The organism is Bradyrhizobium sp. 139 (genome assembly GCF_023074175.1).
GTDB lineage: Bacteria > Pseudomonadota > Alphaproteobacteria > Rhizobiales > Xanthobacteraceae > Bradyrhizobium.
In genome coordinates this window covers 1-15,955 of record NZ_JADPKS010000011.1, presented here as the reverse complement: position 1 = coordinate 15,955, position 15,955 = coordinate 1, and the positions used below count along the sequence as shown (strand labels likewise).

The 15,955-nt window shown below is 66.1% G+C and carries 14 protein-coding genes; 6 read left to right on the top strand and 8 right to left on the bottom strand.

Going from position 1 to position 15,955, the window contains the following annotated elements; all coding sequences use genetic code 11:
• Positions 1–17: 17 nt before the first annotated feature.
• The 7 genes from IVA80_RS03625 to IVA80_RS03595 all read right to left on the bottom strand — a co-directional run bounded on the left by IVA80_RS03625 (position 18) and on the right by IVA80_RS03595 (position 5,154).
• The gene (locus IVA80_RS03625) at positions 18–422 is read right to left on the bottom strand and encodes a cyclic nucleotide-binding domain-containing protein (RefSeq protein WP_247425688.1); all 405 of its coding nucleotides are present in this window, start codon (positions 420–422) and stop codon (positions 18–20) included.
• Between the two features lie 242 nt (positions 423–664).
• Positions 665–862 carry a hypothetical protein gene (locus tag IVA80_RS03620; RefSeq protein ID WP_247425687.1) on the bottom strand — a complete coding sequence of 66 codons (198 nt, stop codon included), beginning with the start codon at positions 860–862 and terminating at the stop codon, positions 665–667.
• Positions 863–1,580: 718 nt separating this feature from the next.
• The gene (locus IVA80_RS03615) at positions 1,581–2,351 is read right to left on the bottom strand and encodes a sulfite exporter TauE/SafE family protein (RefSeq protein ID WP_247425686.1); all 771 of its coding nucleotides are present in this window, start codon (positions 2,349–2,351) and stop codon (positions 1,581–1,583) included.
• Positions 2,348–3,604 (bottom strand): CCA tRNA nucleotidyltransferase, encoded by a 1,257-nt coding sequence (locus IVA80_RS03610; RefSeq protein WP_247425685.1) that lies wholly within the window; start codon positions 3,602–3,604, stop codon positions 2,348–2,350. Before IVA80_RS03610 ends, IVA80_RS03615 begins: the two co-directional genes overlap by 4 nt.
• Before the next feature lie 10 nt (positions 3,605–3,614).
• A complete protein-coding gene (locus tag IVA80_RS03605; RefSeq protein ID WP_247425684.1) occupies positions 3,615–3,878 on the bottom strand; it encodes a DUF6111 family protein in 264 nt (87 codons plus the stop codon).
• A complete protein-coding gene (locus tag IVA80_RS03600) occupies positions 3,875–4,546 on the bottom strand; it encodes a CoA pyrophosphatase (RefSeq protein WP_247425683.1) in 672 nt (223 codons plus the stop codon). Before IVA80_RS03600 ends, IVA80_RS03605 begins: the two co-directional genes overlap by 4 nt.
• Entirely contained in the window at positions 4,543–5,154 is a 612-nt protein-coding gene (locus IVA80_RS03595; RefSeq protein WP_247425682.1) for a DUF1285 domain-containing protein, read from the bottom strand. Before IVA80_RS03595 ends, IVA80_RS03600 begins: the two co-directional genes overlap by 4 nt.
• Before the next feature lie 287 nt (positions 5,155–5,441).
• Between IVA80_RS03595 and IVA80_RS03590 the strand changes: the two genes are divergently transcribed.
• From IVA80_RS03590 to IVA80_RS03565, 6 genes are all read left to right on the top strand, one after another.
• On the top strand, positions 5,442–6,440 hold the full coding sequence (locus IVA80_RS03590; protein WP_247425681.1) for a MoxR family ATPase: 999 nt from the start codon (positions 5,442–5,444) through the stop codon (positions 6,438–6,440).
• A complete protein-coding gene (locus tag IVA80_RS03585; RefSeq protein ID WP_247425680.1) occupies positions 6,440–7,384 on the top strand; it encodes a DUF58 domain-containing protein in 945 nt (314 codons plus the stop codon). The genes IVA80_RS03590 and IVA80_RS03585 overlap by 1 nt, the downstream gene beginning before the upstream one ends.
• A complete protein-coding gene (locus tag IVA80_RS03580; RefSeq protein WP_247425679.1) occupies positions 7,381–10,194 on the top strand; it encodes a DUF4159 domain-containing protein in 2,814 nt (937 codons plus the stop codon). The genes IVA80_RS03585 and IVA80_RS03580 overlap by 4 nt, the downstream gene beginning before the upstream one ends.
• Before the next feature lie 7 nt (positions 10,195–10,201).
• Positions 10,202–12,265, top strand: coding sequence for a hypothetical protein (locus tag IVA80_RS03575; protein WP_247425678.1), 2,064 nt, complete (start codon positions 10,202–10,204; stop codon positions 12,263–12,265).
• 144 nt (positions 12,266–12,409) lie between these two features.
• Entirely contained in the window at positions 12,410–12,814 is a 405-nt protein-coding gene (locus tag IVA80_RS03570; RefSeq protein ID WP_247425677.1) for a DUF2946 domain-containing protein, read from the top strand.
• A 148-nt stretch (positions 12,815–12,962) separates the two neighbouring features.
• Complete coding sequence (locus IVA80_RS03565) at positions 12,963–15,326, top strand: TonB-dependent receptor (protein WP_247425676.1); 2,364 nt, start codon at positions 12,963–12,965, stop codon at positions 15,324–15,326.
• Positions 15,327–15,420: 94 nt separating this feature from the next.
• Here the strand turns inward: IVA80_RS03565 and IVA80_RS03560 are convergent, their stop codons facing one another.
• On the bottom strand, positions 15,421–15,597 hold the full coding sequence (locus IVA80_RS03560) for a hypothetical protein (RefSeq protein WP_346347956.1): 177 nt from the start codon (positions 15,595–15,597) through the stop codon (positions 15,421–15,423).
• Between the last annotated feature and the right edge of the window lie 358 nt (positions 15,598–15,955).

The window sequence follows — 15,955 nt, the reverse complement described above, 5'->3', positions numbered from 1 at the left end:
AAATCCGGCCGCTGCCCCTAATACGCGCTGAGCAGGTCGAGCTTCGCGTTCGCGAGCATCAGCCGCCGTGCCAGAGTCGCGGCGAGATTGCGCATGATCTTCAGCGAGGTCTCGGGATGCAGGCGGCGGTAGTCGGCAAATCTGTCGAGCGGCAGTTCGAGGCAGGTCACTGGCGTATCGGCGAAGACGTCGGCGCTACGGCTTCTCTCGAGGATCGCCATCTCGCCGAATTCCATGCCGGGTCCAAGCGAGGCCAGCCGCACGCCGCTCCGCAATTTGACGCTGACCATGCCGCTCCGGAGGAAGAACAGCGAATTGGCGGGCTCGCAGGCCGCGACGATGCGCTGGCCGGCGGTGTAGTGGCGCGTGGTCGAGAGCTTGACGATGGCGGCGATCTCGTCGCAATTGCGGTGATGGTGCACTTAACTAGACGGGTGTTGATCGGAGTTGATTGCACTGTCACCGTATGGTGATTGTTGCTCCAAAAGGCACGGTTGCGTGAGATGCTAATCGCACGACAGGCATATCGGCTCAGGCTGGGAATTCGCGCTCTCGTTTCTCGAAGCATGTCCGCAGATAGTCCAGGCGACGACGTGCACGACGAAGAATGCGGCGGCGACTGCCAACAGCCAGCCCGTTTCATTTTGGGTATGGGATCGGGTCGTCAATCTTGTTTGCGTCGCTCTGCTCGTAACGACCATTCTCGTTCGGGTTCGTTTCCGAGCAAATGCTCATACTGGCGTATGACGCGGCCTGCCTGGCGGCGTCGCGACGCATGCAGTGCGGACATGATGAAAGCGATGATGCCTTGCTCTTCAGAAATCTGAGAGGCTGCTTTGGATGGATGCGAAATGGCGCTCATTCTCGATCCCAATTGACTAGAAAAACGCAACGCTGAGATCCAACCCGTAGGTCAACGACAACAGCCACACGAAGAGGACGGCTCCGCAGAGCAACGCGACCTGCTTGAGGAGAGCGGCCCAGAGTGGCGATATGGGGATCGCCCGCACGAGAGCGACCAGCAGACAGGCTCGATCCCTGGCGGTCTGGATCATGAGATTCCCATGCAAAATAAACTTCAGAACGACGGAAACGTGCGCAAAACTGGCTTGATCAGGGAACGCTGACGCCCGGCATCGGACCAGTCGGGCGGATCGACACCCCGGCCGGTGATTGCTGCGCAAAGGCTGAGAGTGTAATCAGAACCGCGGATAACAGAGCGATGAAAAAGCTGGGACGCCGTCGCCTCTCCGTCCGGCCGTCACCGGGCCTCTCAAGCCGGCGCGCGCCCGTTGTTGTGCGCATCGTTGATCTCCCAATGTCATTACGGTGAGAGGACCCGTTCTTCCCAGCACCCGCGCTGAATATCGCGCCACTTAATGCGTCTGAAAACTACCTAGAAAGGTGGTTCGCTGTCCTTTATGTATCTCTTTCGCTGAGGTCCGTATCTCAAGGCGACGCACATCCGATTGGCGCGGTACGTCTGAGTTCAGATCGAGCTGGCCAACGGCGTCTACGAGGTGGAGGTCATCCGGCCTCCTGCACGGTCGACGCGCGAATGCCAATTGAGCCAGGGGCATCTACCCGATCAGCTGCCTTGCCGCCGCCGAGATCATCACCAATCCGCCGGTGATCACGGCAATGTCGAGGATGGCGGTGTGGATGTGCACCGGCATCCGCTCGACGAATGCTTTTGCGAGGAACGCGCCGGGAATGGCAATCCCGCCGATCAGAAGCGCAAAGGCGAGCACCTGCGCGGTGACCGCGCCGGCAAGGCCGAACACGGAGATCTTGATGAGGCCGGTGCCGAGCGAGATCATCGCGTCGGTCGCGATCACGGCGGCGCCTTCGAGCCCCGCGGCCATCAGCAGCGACAGAAGGATCACGCCGGAGCCCGAGGTGCCGCCGACCAGCACGCCATAACCGACGGAGCCGGCCGCAAGGCCGGTGTCGCCGATCCTGACCTGGCGGCGGCGGAGCCCGCGGCGCAGCGGCACGCTCAGGATCAACATGGAGCCGATCACGAGCGCCGCACCTGCATTGGTCAGCCGCGTATAGCCATAGGCACCGAGCGCGGTCGTGACCGCTGCACAAGCCAGCACGATCAGCGCGCGGCGGCGGTCGGCATAGCGGAGATAGGCAACCGCACGGCTGGAATTGGTGAAGATCGCGGAGATCGCGATGATCGGCACCACGGGCTCGGCGCCCACAAGCGGCACCAGCACCAGCGGCATCAGGGCGCCGGTGCCATAGCCGGCGAGACCACCGATGATCGAAGCAAACAGCGCCATCAACGCGACCAGCAGCAGCTGGAAGATCGAGATGTCGGCGAAGCCTGAGACGATGGTCAATTTTTCTGATCGCGGCTGATTCGTGCCGCAGCTTGATCCGCGATGGAAGCGAGTGCGGCTTCCTCTAGTGGAAAATCCGCCGCAAGCCAAGCGTCCTCGGCGAGTGTCAACACATGTCCGAGCGCAGGTCCTTCCGCCAGGCCGCGCGCTATGAAGTCGGCGGCGCGAAGTGGAAATTTCGGCGGAGTCCAGCGCTGCGGCAGCTCGGCGAGCGCACGCCAGCGCGACGAACGGACATCGCCGCCGGCTCGCGCCCAGCCGAGCAACACGCGATCGTGATAGCGCTCCGCGCCGAGCCGGTAGAGCAGCCGCCGCGCATGGGCCTCGTCCTTGGTGGCGAAGCGCCACCAGCGATGCCCCATCGAGTCCAGCGCCTTGGCTTCGGCGTTGGAGAGGCGCAGCCGCGCGGCGATGCGTTTGGCATCCTCGGTCACGGCCACCGTCAGCGCGGCCAGGCGCCGGGTCACGCTCGCCGGCACGCCGAGCGCGCGTTCGATCGCGATCATCGCCGACAGCGGTCCGGTATAGGTGACGCCGCCGATCAGCGCTTGCAGCAATCCGGCCTCAGTCATTGCCAGCGCCGCGGCGGATGCGCCGCCCGCCACCAGCAGTTTCAGCATCTCCATGCGCACCCGTTCGGCCGACAGGCTCGCAAGGCCTGCGCGGCCGCGGATGCAGGCGAGATAGCCGTCGCGATCGGGATCGCCGGCGCCGAAGGCCGCGTGGATGCGGAAGAAGCGCAGGATGCGCAGATAATCCTCAGCGATGCGCTGGTCGGGATCGCCGATGAAGCGCACGCGCCGCGCGGCGGCGTCCGCAATCCCGCCGACATAGTCGTAGACGACGCCGGCTGCATCGGCCGACAGTCCGTTCATTGTGAAGTCGCGCCGCTCGGCGTCCTTCACCCAGTCGCGGCCGAACGCGACCTTGGCCTTGCGGCCGAAGGTCTCGGTGTCCTCGCGCAGCGTCGTGACCTCAAAGGGTTGCCCATCGATGACCAGCGTGATGGTGCCGTGATCGACGCCGGTCGGGACGCTCTTGATGCCGGCGCTTTTTGCACGCCGCATCACCTCGTCCGGCAGCGCCGTGGTGGCGATGTCGATGTCGCCAGGCACGAGATCGAGCAATGCATTGCGCACGGCGCCGCCGACCACGCGCGCTTCCTCGCCGCCCGCGTTGAGCAGCGCCAGGACGCGCGCGGTCCCGCCGGAGGTCAGCCAGGGCGCATTGGCGAGTAACGGCTCTGCGCTCATCGTCCTGCCCCTATTTTTCCCTGCCCGGCACGAGCCTGCCGTTCTCGATATGGGCGGGAATGTAGGTCGAATCCGGCGCGGCGCCGGAGAAATGCGCCAGGCCGATCAGCCCGGCGATCACCAGGACGAGCGCCGCCAAAGCGAGGCGCGCGACGACATAGATCGGCCATGACGATTGCATGAACAGGCCGGAACGGGTCGCGGCCAGGAACAGCGCATAGACGGCAAACGGGATGAGGAAGATTCCGATCTCGGTCAGAATCGGCCGGATCATGATGAATAAATCCGCTCATACAGCACACGCAGCATTCCGGCCGTCGCACCCCAGATGTAGCGCTCCGCGAACGGCATCGCGTAGTAGGACCGCTCCATGCCGCGAAATTCCTTGCTGTGCGTCTGGTGGTTCACCGGGTTCATCAGGAAGGAGAGCGGCACCTCGAAGGCATCATCAACCTCGGAATGGTTGATCGTCAGCTCGAAGCCGGGCCGCACCTTGGCGACCGTCGGCAGGATGCGGAAGCCGAAAGCGGTGCCGTAGAGATCGAGATAGCCGATCGGCTCGACGAAGTCTCTGGACAGGCCGACCTCCTCCTCGGCCTCGCGCAGCGCCGCATCGAGCGGTGAGGAATCGGTCGCATCGATCTTGCCGCCGGGGAAAGCGATCTGACCGGCATGATCGTTGAGATGCGCCGCGCGCTGCGTCAGCAGGATGGTCGGCTCGGGATGGTCGACCACCGCGATCAAAACCGCCGCCGGCCGCACCGGCTGCTCGCGCGCGATAATCTCGAGCATCTTGTCGGTGCCGGGATCGCCCGAGGCGGGGATGATGTTCGGATCGTAGAGGCCGGGCGGCACGTCGAAGCCGAGCTTCGCCCTGGATCGGGCGAAGAAATCCGCCGCGCCAATCGCGACCGGATCGCTCTTCAGGATAGGCTTGTTCAAAGCGCGGCCCTCACCTGCTCCGCATCGGCCATGGCGAAGAATTCGCCGGCCGACTCGACGCCGAACATCGGCTGGCCATCGATCATCCGCTCCTCACCCATGTCAACCAGATCGTAGTAGAGCGCGCGAGTGACCTTGGCCCAGAGATCGGCGCGGACATGCAAGTATGGCGTCAGCCCGCCGTCCCTGGCCTGCTCGAAGCGCAGCCGGTGCGCGGCATCGCAGGTGACCCAGTCGTCGACATTGGTGCGGAAGCTGAGCACGCGATGGGCGTCCTCGCCGTCCTTTTGCATCTCGACCGCCATGAACGGCGCGTCGTCGACGCGAATGCCGACCTTCTCCACAGGCGTGACGAGAAAATGCTTGTCGCCTTCACGCTTGAGGATGGTCGAGAACAGCCGGACCAAAGCGTGACGGCCGATTGGCGTCCCCATGTAGAACCAAGTACCGTCGGATGCGATTCGGATGTCGAGATCGCCGCAAAATGGCGGATTCCACAGATGCACCGGAGGCAGGCCTTTTTTGGCGCCTTCTGCATTGCCGGCGCTTTTGGCGGCGGCAGTCAGGCCCTCAAGACCTCGATCGGCGCTCTGCCCTTGGTTTGCCATGGTTCGCCCTGAGTTTGTCATTTGGCACGTCGGTCATTTGGCACGATTGGTGCAGGTTTACGTTGTACTCGGATGCAAAGTTCCACTCCGGATCAATCCGGTGTGGAGGTCGCCACTTCGTGATGCCCTACATATCTCCAAGCCGATAAGGTGGGGATAGGTTAATTCAACGAATACATGGCCTTCCTGCAAGTCTAGCATAGGCCCATGTGCGACCTGTGATGACTTGACGGCTGATGACTTGACGGCGCAAGCGAGCCGCGTGGCGGACTTTAGGGAGCTGACGGATGGCGGAAAGTGTCGAGAAACTGGAAGACGGAATCGTCCGTTCGGCCGAGCAGGTGTCGGGCCAGATTCGCGCGGCGAAAGACGCAATCGCGTCCGTCATCTTCGGCCAGGATCGCGTGATCGAGAACACGCTCGTTACCATCCTCTCCGGCGGCCATGCGCTGCTGATCGGCGTGCCCGGACTCGCCAAGACCAAGCTGGTCGAGACGCTCGGCGTCACGCTCGGTCTCGACGCCAAGCGCATCCAGTTCACGCCGGACCTGATGCCGTCGGACATTCTCGGCGCCGAAGTGCTCGACGAGAGCACCGCGGGCAAGCGTGCCTTCCGCTTCATCGCAGGTCCCGTGTTCGCGCAGCTGCTGATGGCCGACGAGATCAACCGCGCCAGCCCGCGCACGCAGTCAGCGCTGCTCCAGGCGATGCAGGAGCAGCACATCACCGTGGCCGGCGCGCGGCACGATCTGCCGAAGCCGTTCCACGTGCTCGCCACGCAAAACCCGCTGGAGCAGGAAGGCACCTATCCGCTGCCGGAAGCGCAGCTCGACCGCTTCCTGATGGAGATCGACGTCGACTATCCCGATCGCGACGCCGAGCGCCGCATCCTGTTCGAAACCACGGGTGCCGAGGAGACGCTGGCCAGGGGATCGATGACCGCGGATGCGCTGATCACCGCGCAGCGGCTGATCCGCCGCCTGCCGGTCGGCGATTCCGTGGTGGAGGCGATCCTGTCGCTGGTCCGCTCGGCCCGTCCGGGTCCCGAGAGCGGCGACACCGGCAAGTTCATCGCGTGGGGTCCCGGCCCACGCGCCAGCCAATCCTTGATGCTCGCCGTGCGCGCACGCGCGCTGATCGACGGGCGGCTTGCGCCGTCGATCGACGACGTGCTCGACCTCGCCGAGCCCGTGCTGAAGCACCGCATGGCGCTGACGTTCCAGGCGCGCGCCGAAGGTCGCACGATTGCGGAGGTGATCCGGCAGTTGAAGACACGGATCGGTTGATGGCTGCGGAGAACGGGCACAGGGCGAAGGAGATCATCGCGATCCGACGTGCCGATGGCGAAAGCCGCACGCTCGCCGCTTCGCTGCCGCGCCTGGTGCTTGAGGCCCGCCGCATCGCCGCCAACGTGATCCACGGCCTGCATGGCCGGCGCCGCGCCGGCTCCGGCGAAAATTTCTGGCAGTACCGCCGCTTCGTTTCCGGCGAGCCGTCGCAGAACGTCGACTGGCGGCGCTCGGCGCGTGACGACCATCTCTATGTCCGCGAGCTTGAATGGGAAGCCTCGCACACGGTCTGGATCTGGCCTGACCGGTCGCCCTCGATGGCCTTCGCGTCGAAGCAGGCGCGCGAATCCAAGCTCGAACGCACGCTGATCGTCGCGTTCGCGCTGGCCGAGCTGCTGGTCGCGGGCGGCGAGCGCGTCGGCATCCCCGGCCTGATGGCGCCGACGGCAAGCCGCAGCGTCATCGACAAGATGGCGCAGGCGATGCTGCATGATGATGCCGACCGGCCGAGCCTGCCGCCGTCCTTCGTGCCTGCGGCGCTGGCCGAGACCATCGTGCTGTCGGATTTCTGGTCGCCGATCGCGGAGATCAGAACCACGCTCGCGGGCCTGTCCGGCTCCGGCGCCCATGGCACGCTGGTGCAGGTGGTCGATCCCGCCGAAGAGTCATTTCCTTATTCCGGCCGCGTCGAATTCGTCGAGCCGGAAGGGTTCGGCATGATCACCGCCGGCCGCGCCGAAAGCTGGGCGCAGGATTACGCCGCGCGGCTCGCGCTGCACCGCGACCAGATCCGCGCCGAGACCAACAAGCTCGACTGGCTGTTCGCGACGCATTCGACCGACCGTTCCGCGGCCGAACTGCTGCTGTTCCTGCATGCCGGCATGCAGGTGAGCAAATCGGGCGCCCGCACCACGACGATCAAGGCGGGGCCCGCCGCATGATGGGATTGCCGCTCGCCTTCACCGAACCGCTGCTCCTGATCGGCCTCGTCAGCCTGCCGATGCTGTGGTGGCTGCTGCGCGTGATGCCGCCGCGGCCGCGCCGCATCGAGTTTCCGCCGACACGCCTGCTGTTCGACATCGCTCCCCGGGAAGAGACGCCCTCGCGAACGCCGTGGTGGCTGACCGCACTGCGGCTTTTGGCTGCAGCCCTCGTCATTTTCGCCGCCGCCGGCCCGATCTGGAATCCGCAAGTCGGCGCGGCCGGCAGCAAGGCGCCGCTGATGATCATGTTCGACGACGGCTGGAGCGCCGCATCGCACTGGGATGTCAGGATCAAGGCCGCCGACGAGCTGATCGCCAATGCCGACAATGACCGCCGCGCGATCGCGCTGGTGCCGCTGTCCGAGCCGAACCGCGACATCACCCTGATGCCGGCGGGTGCGGCGCGCGTTGCGCTGCGCCAGCTCGCGCCAAAACCCTATTCGATCGATCGCGTTGAAACCCTTGTCACCATCGACCGTTTCCTGAAGGCCACCGGCGACTGCGAGATCGCCTGGCTGTCGGATGGCGTCGATACCGGCCGTGGCGAGGAATTCGTGCAAGGCCTTGGCCAGACCATCGGAGATCGCAGCTTGACGGTGTTCGAAGGCGGCACGTCCTCCCCGCTGGCGCTCGTCGCCGCCGAGAACGCCGCCGCCAGGATGACTGTGAAGGTGCTGCGCACCGACAGCGGCATCGCCCTCGGCACCGTGCGCGCGCTGGACCAGAAGGCTTCGCCGATCGGCGAAGCGCGTTATTCGTTCGGCCCGCAGGACAAGGAGACCGAAGCCTCGTTCGACCTGCCGGTCGAGCTGCGCAACGACATCACGCGGCTCGATATCACCGGGGAGCGTTCGGCCGGCGCGGTGCAACTGCTCGACAAGCGCTGGCGTCGCCGCGCCATCGGCATCGTCACCGGCACGAGCAGCGAGACCGCGCAGCCGCTGCTGGCGCCGACCTTCTATCTCACCCGTGCGCTGGCGCCGTTCGCCGATGTGCGGCTCGCCGATCGCGGCTCGCCACAGCAGGGCATCACGCAATTCCTTGACCAGAAGCTGCCGATGATCATCCTCGCCGATGTCGGCACCGTCGCCCCCGAACTGCGCGAGCGCCTCAACGCCTGGATCGACCAGGGCGGAGTGCTGGTGCGCTTCGCAGGTCCCCGGCTGGCGCAGGCCGAAGACGATCTCGTTCCGGTCAAGCTGCGCAAGGGCGGCCGCACGCTCGGCGGCAGTCTGACCTGGGAGAAGCCGCAGCATCTCGCCGCCTTCGCGGCCGATGGTCCGTTTGCCGGCGTCGTGGTCCCCAAGGACATCACCGTGAGCCGGCAGGTGCTGGCCGAGCCCGACGCGGTGCTCGCCACCAAGAGCTGGGCCTCGCTGGAAGACGGCACGCCGCTGGTCACCGGCGAACATCGCGGCAAGGGCCTGGTCAGCCTGTTCCACGTCAGTGCCGACATGCGCTGGTCTGATCTGCCGATGTCGGGCACCTTCGTCGAAATGCTGCGGCGGGTTGTCGACATGTCCGGCTACACGGCCAAGCCCGGGCCCGGGGTTGCAGGCGAGGCGACCGCCGAGACGGTGGCGCCGCTGCACATCCTCGACGGCTTCGGCGCGTTCGGGCCGCCACCGGCCACCGCAAAGCCGCTGCCGGCGGATTATCGCGACCGCGCCACGCCCGATCATCCGCCCGGCTTCTATGGTCCGGCAGAAGGACCGCTCGCAGTGAACACGCTCGCCGCTTCGGACCGCATCGCCGCACTGAACACCGCAAGCCTGCGCGCCCGGCACGCGACCTACACCAATGCCGAGCCGCGCGACCTACGCGGCTGGCTGCTGTCGACGGCGCTCGCGCTGTTCCTGATCGATGCCATCATCGTCGCGGTGCTCGGCGGCGGGATTGCGGCCCTGCTGCGCCGACGCGCTGCGCCCGCAATGATCGTGTTCGGGCTGGCGATTGCAGGCCTGGTGTCGCTCTCGCCCACGCCGTCGCGCGCCGATGGCGCCTCCGACGAATTCGCAATGAAGGCGGTGTCGCAGACCCGCCTCGCCTATGTCGTCACCGGCAACGCCGATGTCGATTCCATCGTCAAGGCCGGTATGTCCGGGCTGACGCAGTTCCTGGCGCAGCGCACCGCGCTGGAGGCCGGCGATCCCGTCGGCGTCGATCCCGGGCGCGACGAGCTCGCCTTCTTCCCGCTGATCTACTGGCCGATCGTGCCGGGCGCGCCCAAGCCGCCACAGGACGCCATCAACAAGATCGACGCCTACATGAAGCAGGGCGGGACCGTGCTGTTCGACACGCGCGACGCGATCGAAGCGCCGCCCGGCGACAACGGCGCCGCACAGACCGCGGGCATGCAGACGCTGCGCCAGATCCTGTCTTCGCTCGACGTCCCCGAACTCGAACCGGTGCCGCGCGAGCACGTGCTGACCAAGACCTTTTATCTGCTGCGCGACTTCCCCGGCCGGTTCAGCACCGGCCAGACCTGGGTCGAGACCTTGCCGCGCGACGACGACGACGACAGCGCGCAGCGGCCTGCCCGCGGCGGCGACGGCGTCTCGCCGATCATCATCACCTCGAACGATCTTGCCGGCGCCTGGGCTCAGCGGCTCGACGGTCAGTTCATGCTGCCTATGGCCGGCGGCGACGCCCGCCAGCGGGAATTCGCCTACCGCGCCGGCGCCAACATCGTGATGTACACGCTGACCGGCAACTACAAGGCCGATCAGGTGCACGCACCGGCCCTGATCGAACGGCTGGGACAATAGGATCGACATGAATTACGGCGTCGCGTTCACACCGCTTGTTCCCGCGATCGTCCTGTGGCTCGCGCTCGCCGCGATCGTCATCGTTGCGCTCGTGCTGCTGCTTGCGCGCGCGCGCGGCGCCGCCGTGCGCGTGGCCGCGCTGGCGCTGTTCCTGCTGGCGCTCGCCAATCCCTCCTTCACCCGCGAGGACCGCGATCCGCTCACCTCGGTCGCCGCCGTCGTCGTCGACAAGAGCCCTAGCCAGAACTTCGGCAACCGCAATCGCGAGGCCGCGCAAGCGCAGGAAGCGCTGGTCGACAGCCTGAAGAAGATCAAGGGCCTCGAGGTCCGCGTCGTCGACGCCGGACAGGCCGACGGCGAAACCGACGGCACGAAACTGTTCGGCGCCCTCGCCTCGGCATTGTCGGACGTGCCGGTCGACCGCGTCGCCGGCGCGTTCCTGATCACCGACGGCCGGGTCCACGACATCCCGGCCAACACTGCCGGCCTCGGCTTCCAGGCGCCGGTGCAGGCGCTGATCACCGGGCAGAAGGACGAGCGCGACCGCCGCATTGCGATCACGGCCGCGCCGCGCTTCGGCATCGTCGGACAGACCCAGACCATCACCTATCGCCTCGACGACCAGGGCGTCTCCGGCGAGCGCGCCAAGGTCACGATCCGCAGGGACGGCGAGGTCCTCAACGAGCGCACGCTCGGAAGCGGCCAGAGCGCAAGCGTCGACGTCGACATCAAGCATGCCGGCCCGAACATCGTCGAGATCGAAGCCTCGCCGCTCGAGAAAGAGCTGACGCCCGTGAACAATCGCGCGGTCGTCGCCATCGACGGCGTGCGCGACAAGCTGCGCGTGCTGCTGGTCTCGGGCGAGCCGCATTCCGGCGAGCGCACCTGGCGCAACCTGCTGAAGTCCGACGCCAGCGTCGACCTGGTGCACTTCACCATTCTGCGTCCGCCGGAGAAGCAGGACGGCACGCCGATCAACGAGCTGTCGCTGATCGCGTTTCCGACCCGCGAGCTGTTCCAGCAAAAGATCAACGAATTCCAGCTGATCATCTTCGACCGCTACGCCCGCCAGGGCGTGCTGCCGATCGCCTATTTCGACAACATCGCGCGCTATGTCCGCGCGGGCGGCGCGGTGCTGGTCTCGGCCGGCCCCGACTATGCCTCCAACACCAGCATCTGGCGCACGCCGCTGGATTCGGTGCTGCCGGCCGAGCCGGTCGGCGTGACCGAGAAGCCGTTCTATGCGCATCTGTCGGAGATCGGCAAACGCCATCCGGTCACGCGCGGCCTCGAAGGCTCCGCCAGCGAGCCGCCGCGCTGGAGCCGGTTCTTCCGCACCGTCGATACCCGCAATGCGGTCAACCCGCCGGTCATGACGGGCGTCGACGGCAAGCCGCTGCTGTTCCTGTCCCGCTTCGGCGAGGGCCGCGTTGCGCTCTTGCTCTCCGACCACATCTGGCTGTGGGCGCGCGGCTATGAGGGCGGCGGCCCGCATCTCGATCTCTTGCGGCGGATGTCACACTGGCTGATGAAGCAGCCGGATCTGGACGAGGAAGCGCTGCGCCTCCAGGTGCAGGGCAAGAATCTCGTGGTGGTGCGCCAGACCATGTCGGACAGCGTCCAGCCCGTGAGCGTGACCTCGCCGTCGGGTGTGTCGCGCGATCTGACGCTGAGCCCCGGCGATCCCGGCGAATGGCGCGCCAGCCTGCCGGCCAGCGAGCTCGGCCTGTGGCAGGCGACCGACGGCACACTGAAGGCGCTGATCAATGTCGGCCCGACCAATCCGAAGGAATTTTCGGAAGTCACCTCCACCATAGACACCTTGAAGCCGCTGACGCAGGCGACCGGCGGCAACGCCGTGCGGGTGGTCGACGGCGCCAGCGTCGAGCTGCCGCGCATCGTGCCGGTGCGCTCGGCGAGCGTCTTCGCCGGCGATGGCTGGATGGGCGTGCGGATGCGCGACGCCAGCGTCGTCAAGGGCGTCGGCGTGCTGCCGATCTTCGCCGGCCTGATCGGTCTGCTGCTGCTGCTCGGCGCATTCGCCGCGACCTGGGTCCGCGAGGGACGCTAGTTGCAGGAACGGCACATCGCATGGCTGGCTCATATCGGGCCGGCCCGACAGCGGTTGACATTCGCTGACCGATCGGGCGATGTTACATTATAACATCGCGTTGGCCGGGGATCGGTACCTCGCGATATGGGGTGGCGTTTCCAGATGAAGTGGTTCCGGTCGAATATCAGGCACGGCGCCCGGCTCGCGCTTTTCGCGATGCTGGTGCAGTTTGCGCTGACGTTCGGCCACAGCCATTGGTTCGCTCAGGCCACCCCCCTCGCGCAAACCTCGCTCCAGCAGACGCACGGCAGCAAGAGCACCGCTTCGATCGACCGCGCCGCGGTCCAGAAGCAGTCGCCCGCAGGGTCCGACCGGGAGCAGCCGGGCGACGATAATTGCGCGATCTGCACCGTCGTCGCGATGGCCGGCACCGTCATGTTCGCGGCGCCGCCTCTGTTGCTGCTGCCGCAGGCGATCGAGCTGCTCTACCGCACCACCGACGCCGAATTCATCCATCTGAAATCGGCCGGCGCGGCGTTCCAGCCCCGCGCCCCTCCCGCGTCCTGACTTCCAACATTGCTTGATCACGCCCGGGCCTGCCGCATGTCGGCGAATGTCCGGGAGCCGTTGAAGTCGAATTCCGTCGCGCTGCGACGGCAGGCCGCCTCCGATCAGCACCAAATCTTTCGGACGGCGCCTGACTGGAATCAGGACCATGTCATTTGAATTGCGGCGCATGCAGCGCCTTGGCGGAGCAGGCCTGCTCCTGCTCGGCGCCGCCGCCACATCGGCGCTGGCTCAGGACAAGCCGGCGACCACCGAGCTTCCGTCGGTCACGGTCACCGCTCCCAGCCCCATCGTGCGCAGAGCGGTGGTGCCATCACGCAACCCGGTCCGCGCCACGCGAACGGCGCGGGCCCGCAGCCACGAGCGCTCGGCTGAAGCCACGCCGGCAGCTCCGGCGCCCGCTGCGCCCCAGCAAGGCGTGCTGCCGATCGTGACCAACCAGTTCGCGACGGTCACGGTGGTGCCGAACGAGGAGATCCGCCGTGAAGGCGGCGGGCAGCTCGGCGACCTCCTGTTCTCCAAGCCCGGCATCACCGGCTCGAGCTTTGCGCCCGGCGCCTCCAGCCGGCCGATCATCCGGGGTCTCGACGTCAATCGCGTCGGCATCGTCGAGAACGGTACCAATTCGGGGGGCGCTTCCGATCTCGGCGAGGATCATTTCGTCCCGATCGATCCGCTCGCGACCAACCAGATCGAGGTGGTGCGCGGGCCGGCGGCCTTGCGCTACGGCTCGACCTCGATCGGCGGTGTCGTCAGCGCCACCAACAACCGGATTCCGGACGCGCTGCCGAGCTGTGCTCCGTCGTTCCAGACTTACGGCATGCCGACCAAGGCCCCGCTTGCGACCGCCGCTACATCGCCTTGCGTTACCGCCGAAACACGCACCGCGTTCAGCTCGGTCGACCGCGGCATCGAAAGCGGCGTGCTGCTCGATACCGGCGGCGGCAATTTTGCGTTCCATGCCGACGTCTATGGACGCAGCACCACCGATTACGGCATCCCGAGCTATCCCTATCTCACTGACCAGACGCGATCCGTCGCCAACGGACGCCAGCCGAACTCGGCGACGCGCTCGGACGGCGCCTCGATCGGCGGCTCCTACTTCTTCCAGGGCGGCTATATCGGTGCGGCGATCACGCAGAACGACGCGCTCTACCACATCCCCGGCATCGACGGCGCCGACCACAACACGCGGATCGACGGCCACCAGACCAAGATCAACGTCAAGGGCGAGTACCATCCCGACGCTGCGGCGATCGACGCCGTCCGGTTCTGGGCCGGCGCGACCGACTACCGGCACAACGAGATCGGACTTGCCGACACCGCCGATCCGAACAGCGATGGCATTCGGCAGACCTTCACCAATAAGGAGCAGGAGATCCGCACCGAGGTGCAGCTGATGCCGTTCAATGCGCGCTTCGCCGAAGTGACGACGGCATTTGGCTTGCAGGTCGGGCATCAGGAGTTGACCGCGCCGAGCCCCGACAATCCCGGCACGCTGTTCAACGGCCTGTGGGACCCCAATAACAACACGCGCGTCGCAGGCTACGCCTTCAATGAGTTCAAGTTCACGGACGCGACGCGGGCGCAGATCGCCGGCCGCATCGAGCATGTCGAGCTGCACGGCACGACGCCGGACTTCCCGGCGGATTACCTGCCGGACGGCACGCCGCAGGCTGGCATTGCGCGCAATCCGTCCTTCACGCCGAAGAGCGGCAGCATCGGCCTGTTGCAGGACCTGCCAGGCGGCATGGTCGGCAGCATCACCGCGCAATATGTCGAACGCGCGCCGAAGGCGGCCGAGCTGTTCTCGCGCGGCGGCCATGATGCGACCGCGACGTTCGACATCGGCAACCCGAACCTCACCATCGAGACCGCGAAGTCGGTCGAGCTCGGCGTGCGCAAGGCGGCAGGGCCGTTCCGCTTCGAGGCCACCGTCTACTACACGCACTTCGACAACTTCATCTATCGCCGCCTCACCGGCGTGACGTGCGACGACGACTTTGCGTCCTGCGGCACGCCGGGCGCCGAGCTGAACCAGGCCGTCTACTCGCAGCGCAATGCGAATTTCCGCGGCGGCGAGTTCCAGTCGCAGCTCGATGTCGGTGCATTCCAGGGCGGCATCTGGGGTATCGAGAACCAGTTCGACGTGGTCCGCGCCACCTTCACCGACGGCACCAACGTGCCGCGCATTCCGCCGCTGAGACTGGGCGGCGGCGTGTTCTGGCGCGACGACAACTGGCTGATGCGCGTCAATTTGTTGCACGCCTTCGCGCAGAACAACGTCGCTGTGATCGCGGAAACGCCGACATCAGGCTACAACCTGTTGAAGGCCGAGGTCAGCTACAAGACCAGGCTCGACCGCAACTGGTTCGGTGCGCGCGAGATGATGGCCGGCATCGTCGGCAACAATCTCCTCAACGAAAACATCCGCAACTCGGTGTCCTACACCAAGGACGAGGTCCTGATGCCCGGCATCGGCGTCAGGGCGTTTGCGAATTTCAAGTTCTAGCCGAGGCGCCGGACGATCAAGCCCGGTTTCGACCCGCAGCCGGAGGTGCGCCTGCACCCCCGGTTGGGGCATTCGGCAAACATGCGAAAGACACTCAGGCCGCGCGTGCCAGCTCGGACGGATTTTCGCGCCGGCGCTCCAGCAGGGCGATCGAGGCGCGCAGATTGTCCAGGCGAGTCCGCAGCGTCCGAGCCAGCATCGGGTAGGTCGCGCTGCCGGTATCGGCATTTCCGGCCTTGCGTTCCTCCTCCTGGATGTCAGCCTCGAGCATCCGACTGCGCCAGTGCAGGTCGGAAATGAGAGCATGGAGGTGCAGGGACGCAGTCGCATCGAAACGGGACGTGGATTGCATGGTATCGCCTCAATCTGAAACAGCCCCGCTTGCGGGGCGGTGCTTTGCCCACATTGCAGCAAGACGGGTGCCAGGATGGAGCCGGTTCCCTTCGCGCGCTGGCGATCATCACGCAATAAGGGAGTATGAGGCGCAGCCGCAGCACTTCCAATTCACGGCGTCGTAGCCCGGATTTCGCTTCGAGACTGGGCAAGATTCTTATAGCGAAGGAAGGTACGATTCGGCATGACGAATCGTACCTTCAAGACCGGTGTCAGCCGGGATCAGCCGAGCTTTC

Excerpts from the sequence above, each read along its gene's own strand:
- IVA80_RS03620 (WP_247425687.1), bottom strand. The coding sequence starts at position 862 with ATGAGCGCCATTTCGCATCCATCCAAAGCAGCCTCTCAGATTTCTGAA.
- IVA80_RS03610 (WP_247425685.1), bottom strand. The coding sequence starts at position 3,604 with ATGAGCGCAGAGCCGTTACTCGCCAATGCGCCCTGGCTGACCTCCGGC.
- IVA80_RS03605 (WP_247425684.1), bottom strand. The coding sequence starts at position 3,878 with ATGATCCGGCCGATTCTGACCGAGATCGGAATCTTCCTCATCCCGTTT.
- IVA80_RS03595 (WP_247425682.1), bottom strand. The coding sequence starts at position 5,154 with ATGGCAAACCAAGGGCAGAGCGCCGATCGAGGTCTTGAGGGCCTGACT.
- IVA80_RS03590 (WP_247425681.1), top strand. The coding sequence starts at position 5,442 with ATGGCGGAAAGTGTCGAGAAACTGGAAGACGGAATCGTCCGTTCGGCC.
- IVA80_RS03585 (WP_247425680.1), top strand. The coding sequence starts at position 6,440 with ATGGCTGCGGAGAACGGGCACAGGGCGAAGGAGATCATCGCGATCCGA.
- IVA80_RS03580 (WP_247425679.1), top strand. The coding sequence starts at position 7,381 with ATGATGGGATTGCCGCTCGCCTTCACCGAACCGCTGCTCCTGATCGGC.
- IVA80_RS03575 (WP_247425678.1), top strand. The coding sequence starts at position 10,202 with ATGAATTACGGCGTCGCGTTCACACCGCTTGTTCCCGCGATCGTCCTG.
- IVA80_RS03570 (WP_247425677.1), top strand. The coding sequence starts at position 12,410 with ATGAAGTGGTTCCGGTCGAATATCAGGCACGGCGCCCGGCTCGCGCTT.
- IVA80_RS03565 (WP_247425676.1), top strand. The coding sequence starts at position 12,963 with ATGTCATTTGAATTGCGGCGCATGCAGCGCCTTGGCGGAGCAGGCCTG.
- IVA80_RS03560 (WP_346347956.1), bottom strand. The coding sequence starts at position 15,597 with ATGCTCGAGGCTGACATCCAGGAGGAGGAACGCAAGGCCGGAAATGCC.